Source organism: Paenibacillus sp. 01T422 (assembly GCF_056398785.1).
The window spans coordinates 1-6,300 of record NZ_JBFTQB010000673.1 but is presented as its reverse complement, the minus strand read 5'-3'; the positions used below and the strand labels follow the sequence as shown (position 1 = coordinate 6,300).

Genomic DNA, 6,300 nt, shown 5'->3' with positions numbered 1-6,300 from the left:
GCCGTCAGCCACTGAGCGAGCTCATATGCCGCATGTGGATTTCGGCTCGTCCGTGGAACGGCCAGACACGTCCCTGACCAATTCGAGGGAAGTCCAGGAGCTCGGGCCAGATCCCAGACACCTGCTGTAGCGGGTGCAACTTTCTTGAAAGCTCCATGAAGCCAGGACGGTGCCAAAACGACGGCAAACTTACCGTTGACGGCTGCTTCGGCCCAGGCAGAAGATTGCGATGGAAGGCCCGCATTCAGCCCGAGCTTCTGGAAGCGTACAGCTTGATCCCATGCCTCTTTCACATGCGGATCGAGTTCGTGGTCCATCGGCGTCAAATAATGACCGTCAAACTGGTTCAAATAGCTCATGAACAAGTTGGCCAAATTATCGAACAGGTAGGCACCCGTTTTCTTCTTAATCTCCAACCCAGCCTGCTCCATTTGCTCCCAATGAGTCAGGACCTTCGCCACTTCCTCCCGCTCTACAGGAAGTCCTGCCATCTTAAACAAGTCCCGGCGGTACGCTAAGGCAACAGGACCGATGTCCACTGGCATTGCAAACAGGAAACTGCCGTCCTTACTTTCAGCTTGACGCCATTTCCAATCTAGATAATGCTCCCTCTCATCGCCATAATCATACAGATTGTAAAATTCACTTTGAAAACGCTTTACCTGATTCAGTTGCGAAGCCTCAAGCAAAACAAGATCGGGCGTATCCGCCTTGGTGGCAAGAGCCGTCATCAGTCCCGGCAAAATATCATCGAACTGAAAGCTAACAATTTCCACATCCACTTCAGGATGCTCCGCCATATACTTCTTAATTAGCCGATCAAGCCCGCTTCCCGGCCATAGCCAAACACGAAGTTTTTCGACCCTTGCCGTATTTCCATCCACACTTGGCAAAGCCGATTCTGGGACACATGACGTCAGCAATAGGAAACTCATAAGACAGCTAATGAGCCAATAGGTAAAATAACTTCCTTTCCGATACTTAGGCAGCGCCAGTCCCCCCTTTTTTGGACAATATCGGCGGCACTGTAACCATATCCGAGGTCTGAAGTGGCAATGACAACATAACCTGCAGCCCACCTAACGGGCTCTTAGAGAGACACAGAGCACTTCACCATGCCATCTTGGCGATAAATCCGCACACGGACTTGCCAATCCCTCTCATCTTGCTGCTCCAAGCCATGATGGAAAGCATTCTCGACCAGAGGCTGGAGTACGAGTCGTATAACGCGTTGCTGTTCCAATCCATCCTCTACCGCAATGTTTACCTGAAACTTCTCCCCATATCTCGCACGCTGCAAAAGCAAATATCGGTTCAACTGCTCCATATCTTCTCCAAGTGTTACGAGATCCGTCGAAGGATGGACACTATAACGAAGCAGCTCACTTAACGCGAGAGTCATAGCTTGCGCCTGGTCCGGTCGTTCATCTTCAATGGTCCAGTAAATCAGATTAAGCGAATTATACAGAAAGTGAGGCCGAAACTGTGCTTTAAGCGCAACCAGCTGCGCCCACTGGACCGTAATTTGCTGCTCCGACAATCGCTCTACGACCTCCTCCAGTTCCTCCACTAAGGCGTTGTAATTGGCATAAAGTCTAGTGATCTCACGGCTCGCAAATGGTTTATCAATCGGCTTGACCCCCTCCTTGCGCAGTCGGTTCATGCCATCGGCTAGCAGCCGGATAGGCTTGGTTAGCGTCCAGGTAAAATAAGTCACAAATACGAGCGCAATAAGGATGCCTGCGCCCATTGTGAGCAGCGCATGAGCCCAAATTTGTGAAGCATCGCTATTGACTGCTTCGGGCTTGAAATAAGCGATTGTTGTCCAACCGCTGTAGGAGGATTTCGCATAAGACACCAACACTTGACGCTGATCTTCCCTTGTCTTCCATTCGAAGAAGGGCTGCGCATTTCTTCCAAATTTACTGAACAGGCCTACGTCAGCAGCCGTGCCGATTTCTCGTGGCACCGTAGAATACACGATGTTGCCGATGGAATCCATCACTTGCACTTTTCGCTCAATCCGCTGACCAGTTTCGCCGATGATACGGTTGATTTTATCCACCGGAAACACAATAAACTCGTCCCCGAGTGGCGTCAGACTTGACGGGTCTTTCAGCTTGCGAGCACCAATGATCGCCGGGATTTCCCCGTCCCGCCAGGCTGGCCCATATACCCACAGCATGTGCCCGTCAAGCGTTTGCATTTTGCTGTACCAGCTCACAGCAGCTACATCGTCTGCCATCCGCCAGAATAGCTGCAGCGATTCATTCGAAGCGTAGGCGTGACCGTTGCGGTCGAATAAATGAAGCAGCATATCCCCGGCAATATAGCGTATTTTTTCCGCCAAATACCGATTTAGATCAATTGAAACTTGAGTTTCAGCGCCTTGCGGGGGGCAATCCGCTTGCAAAGCAGCTAGCACTTTCTCATCGAATGCGACCATTTGCGAGGCTTGATCATATTGCCGCAGCAAAACATCAATTTTGGCAGACAGCTGCTCCACGGATTCTTGGGTATAGCTTGCAGTACGGTTGAGCACAATCTGTGAAGTCATACGGTAATTAAGCAAATTTGTAAGCGCGATCGCCAGTGCGGCAATCAGGAACATCCCCGCCAAGAGCTGGATAAAAATGGGTACAGGGCGTCGCAGCACCGTGCTTCACCTCCATCATTAGGTGTAAAATAGTTTGTCAATTACCTTTTTCTACCTATGAGACCTTTCCCCTCTCTGCGTCCTCCAAAATATGTCTAATGAACTAGTACGCTGCCGAAAATCGGCATATTTCGATTCGTTTTGTCGAATAAAAAGACGGCATTCACCTGTAGTATTCAAGTGAATGCCGTCTTTTTATTTTTCCTTAAGTGGCTGCCTCGTACCGCTTTTCTTGAAAGCGTTGATAAAACCAAATAGAAACGGTTAATAAACTACCGCTAGCTAAGAAACCGCCGATCACATCACTTGGATAATGCACACCCAAATATATTCGGCTGACTCCTATCGCCATAATCATCATAGTACTTACTATAAGTAAGATGYCACGACCAATGGGCGTTGAAACATGCCTCCAAAGCAAAAAGGCGACAACCCCATATAAACTAAATGCGGCCATGGAATGCCCACTAGGAAAACTGAATCCATTGGCGTCTATTATGCGATGTAACATGGGTCTGGCTCTATGAAAGATAAGTTTTAATGATTCGTTCAAAATTGCCGACCCAATAACGACCCAAATAAATAAAATCAACTCTCTTCGATGATGCAGCACCTTATACAAAAAAAACATAATGATTARYGWAACAACGACGACAGGAACGCCTCCGCCAATGAAAGTAAAGAATTTCATGAGACTTGTCAGAAGCGGAGATTCCATGCCATTTACAAATGTTATGACGAGATTATCGAAGTGTACTAGCTTGTTGTCCGATACCCCTAGAGCAATAATCGCAAAGCCAATTGCGCACAAAAGGCTAAGCAGTAAAGCGCGGGTTAGTTGCAATTTCAAATTCAATGAACATCCATCCTCAAGTTATCATTATCAGGCATTATTTCATTTATTCAAATTGAAGCTGACATGAATGAATGATTAAGAATCATCATCATGTCATTGACGATATGAGCCGCCGCATGATTTCTCTGCAACGATTCCATACGAGCTCGCATATCTTCACTTCTGGTTGGATGCTGAATGAAATACTGAATATTTTCGAAAAAATCTTCCATTTTATTGGCAATTGAAGCTACACCAAGGTTGGATAAATATAAGGCATTTTCTTTTTCTTGACCGCCATTTGGCTTATATACGAAAACCGGCAATCTTAAGGCTATGGCCTCTGTCAACGTTAAGCCGCCTGCTTTCGTTACAATACAGATAGCTCTCGACATCCACTCATGAACATTATCAACAAATCCAAGAACGGTGATCCCCTTGTTGGCTGCATAATCCGCTTTAACTCGATGCTTTAACTTCTCATTATGCCCACAAATAACGACTAGTTGACAGTCATCCAGAAGCAGCAGCGCATTCAACATTTCATCCAGATAGCTAGTTACTCCGCTTTCTGTAGCCATGATCAGAATAATCTTCTTTTGTCGTGATTGCGTTCTCTTACGAATGCTCGCAGTTGCGAACTCTTGTTTTAGCGGAATACCGCTGACCTCTACACAGTCCTTCCTATATCCTTTGAAAATAATTTGCTGCTTCAGATCTTCTGTCGCCACATAGTACCGATCGACCTTGGGGTGCAGCCAACTTGCGTGTAAAGCATAGTCCGTAAGTACTGTGAAATTTTTGACGCCCATTGAACTGCATACGATTGGTGCCGCCCCAAAAGGAAACGTATTGACCACAACGTCCGGGCGTTCCTTTTGTATGAGTTCTCGCAATTTCTTTTGACCCAAATACGTCATTGATTTCTGAAATAATGCGGTTTCTTTCGTTTCACGTGTCAAGTAATAACTCCAGCCGTAATAGTCGATGCCTAGTTGTGAGCTTTTGGTACTTTTGCTAATTAGATATGGACCGTAACCGTTTGTGCATCTCCCATTGCATCAAATCCCCAAATACGCTCAAACAGATGATCCTTGCTAAATACACGATTAGGATTTGTAGCCAGAAAGTAGAGCAGATCAAATTCTTTGGTTGTAATCGTTATCTCTTGCTCATGCACAAACACCCTGCGGGAACTATTATCTATTAATAAACCTTGAATACGTATTTCATCTTTATTCTCTTTCGTGCCAATTAATCGCTCATACCGAGCCAAATGAGCCTTGACCCTTGCCACCAGTTCACCTGGCTTGAATGGTTTTGTAATATAATCATCCGCACCGAGTCCAAGACCTCGAATGACGTCAATATCCTCTTTTTTCGCGGTAACCATAAGTATCGGAATCTGATGTTTCTCCCGAATCTGCTTGCATACTTCAAATCCATTTAATAAAGGAAGCATAACATCTAGGATGATTAAATCATATTCACCACTCAATCCAAGCTTTAACCCCTGTTCACCATCCGCCGCGAGATCGACCTTATAGCCACTAACCTCCAAATAATCGCGTTCTAGTTCTGCAATAAGTTGCTCATCTTCAACTATGAGTATCTTTTTCATTCATTCCCACCATCTTTGTGCCTTAATTGCGGCAAATTTAAGGTCATACAAGTCCATTCGCCTTTCAGGCTGCGGGCGCTAATTGTTCCGCCATGCCCCTCAATGATTTGTTTCGAGATCGCTAGACCTAATCCGCTTCCTCCTTTATTACTGTTCCTAGATGGATCAGCGCGGTAAAAGCGGTCAAATATGTGAGGCAGCGCTTCTTCATCCACGCCTGCACCATTATCCGTAATTTCTATTTTGACACTTGTTCCTACAATCCTTGTGTGTAAGGTAATCTTTTTCTCTGTTTTGTTCATATAGGTTAAACAATTGTCCACAATATTTGAAAAGACCCGCTTCATTTTGTCCCGATCAATTGAAACTAGAAATTGCTGGTTCATGGAGATGTCTGATTCGTAATAAACACCTTTTTTATTTAATTCGAAATCAAGCTCATCCGACCAATCCGCTATAAAATCAGGGAAATTTACAACTTCAAAGTTGAATGGCACCCGCTTTAAATCCAGTTTGGAATACAGAAATAACTCATCGATGAGATGATCCATCTCTTCTGCTTTGGATGAAATGATCTCGATATATTTTTGTCTTTTGTCCGTCGTATCGGCAATAGCGTCACCTAATCCATCAATGTAGCCTCGAATAGCCGTAAGCGGGGTCCGAATATCATGCGAAATGTTGGAAATAAGCTCTTTCCGGTTTTCTTCATATTGAACTTGCGTTTGAATAGATTCTTATAATTGCTTGCGCATTTGTTCGAAGGCCATGCTGAGTTGACCGATTTCATCTGTGCTTGTTATTTGGACTTGGAAATCAAGATCGCCGGATTGGATACGTTTCATCGCATTTTTCAACTTGCTCAGCGGGGTAATGATGCTTTTTGAAACAAAATAAGTTAATGAACTGTGCGTCAGAATCAATATAACGAGCAATGCACCGAATAGGCTTGGAAAAAACTTCTGCGTAAAGTTAACTAGCGGACTAACGGTCGTAACGATAAAGACACTGCCAGGTTGTTGTCCTGCAAAATAAAAGTTGAAAGAGCTAACTTCGAGCAAATCCTGCCCATAACGCCTGGCATCTTCGTGTTCTGGATGTCCGGGATGTTTGAATACAGGGAGTTGCTGAAGGACCTCCGAATCTTGCACGTTTGGTGAAACATACACAAGGGTATTGTCTTTACGT

7 protein-coding genes are annotated in these 6,300 nt (G+C 45.1%); all 7 read right to left on the bottom strand.

Features of this window, described 5'->3' with window-relative positions:
• On the bottom strand, nucleotides 1–923 hold a 923-nt coding region (locus AC1DUA_RS28650; RefSeq protein ID WP_477502992.1), incomplete at its 3' end, for an ABC transporter substrate-binding protein.
• A 167-nt stretch (nucleotides 924–1,090) separates the two neighbouring features.
• A complete protein-coding gene (locus AC1DUA_RS28645; protein WP_477502991.1) occupies nucleotides 1,091–2,656 on the bottom strand; it encodes a cache domain-containing sensor histidine kinase in 1,566 nt (521 codons plus the stop codon).
• 205 nt (nucleotides 2,657–2,861) lie between these two features.
• On the bottom strand, nucleotides 2,862–3,512 hold the full coding sequence (locus AC1DUA_RS28640; protein WP_477502990.1) for a phosphatase PAP2 family protein: 651 nt from the start codon (nucleotides 3,510–3,512) through the stop codon (nucleotides 2,862–2,864).
• Nucleotides 3,513–3,559: 47 nt separating this feature from the next.
• Nucleotides 3,560–4,480, bottom strand: a complete 921-nt coding sequence (locus tag AC1DUA_RS28635) for an MGDG synthase family glycosyltransferase (protein WP_477502994.1) — start codon at nucleotides 4,478–4,480, stop codon at nucleotides 3,560–3,562.
• Nucleotides 4,481–4,512: 32 nt separating this feature from the next.
• Nucleotides 4,513–5,112, bottom strand: coding sequence for a response regulator transcription factor (locus tag AC1DUA_RS28630; protein WP_477502989.1), 600 nt, complete (start codon nucleotides 5,110–5,112; stop codon nucleotides 4,513–4,515).
• Nucleotides 5,109–5,801 (bottom strand): sensor histidine kinase, encoded by a 693-nt coding sequence (locus AC1DUA_RS28625; RefSeq protein ID WP_477502993.1) that lies wholly within the window; start codon nucleotides 5,799–5,801, stop codon nucleotides 5,109–5,111. The genes AC1DUA_RS28630 and AC1DUA_RS28625 overlap by 4 nt, the downstream gene beginning before the upstream one ends.
• Before the next feature lie 48 nt (nucleotides 5,802–5,849).
• On the bottom strand, nucleotides 5,850–6,300 hold a 451-nt coding region (locus AC1DUA_RS28620; RefSeq protein ID WP_477502988.1), incomplete at its 5' end, for a HAMP domain-containing protein.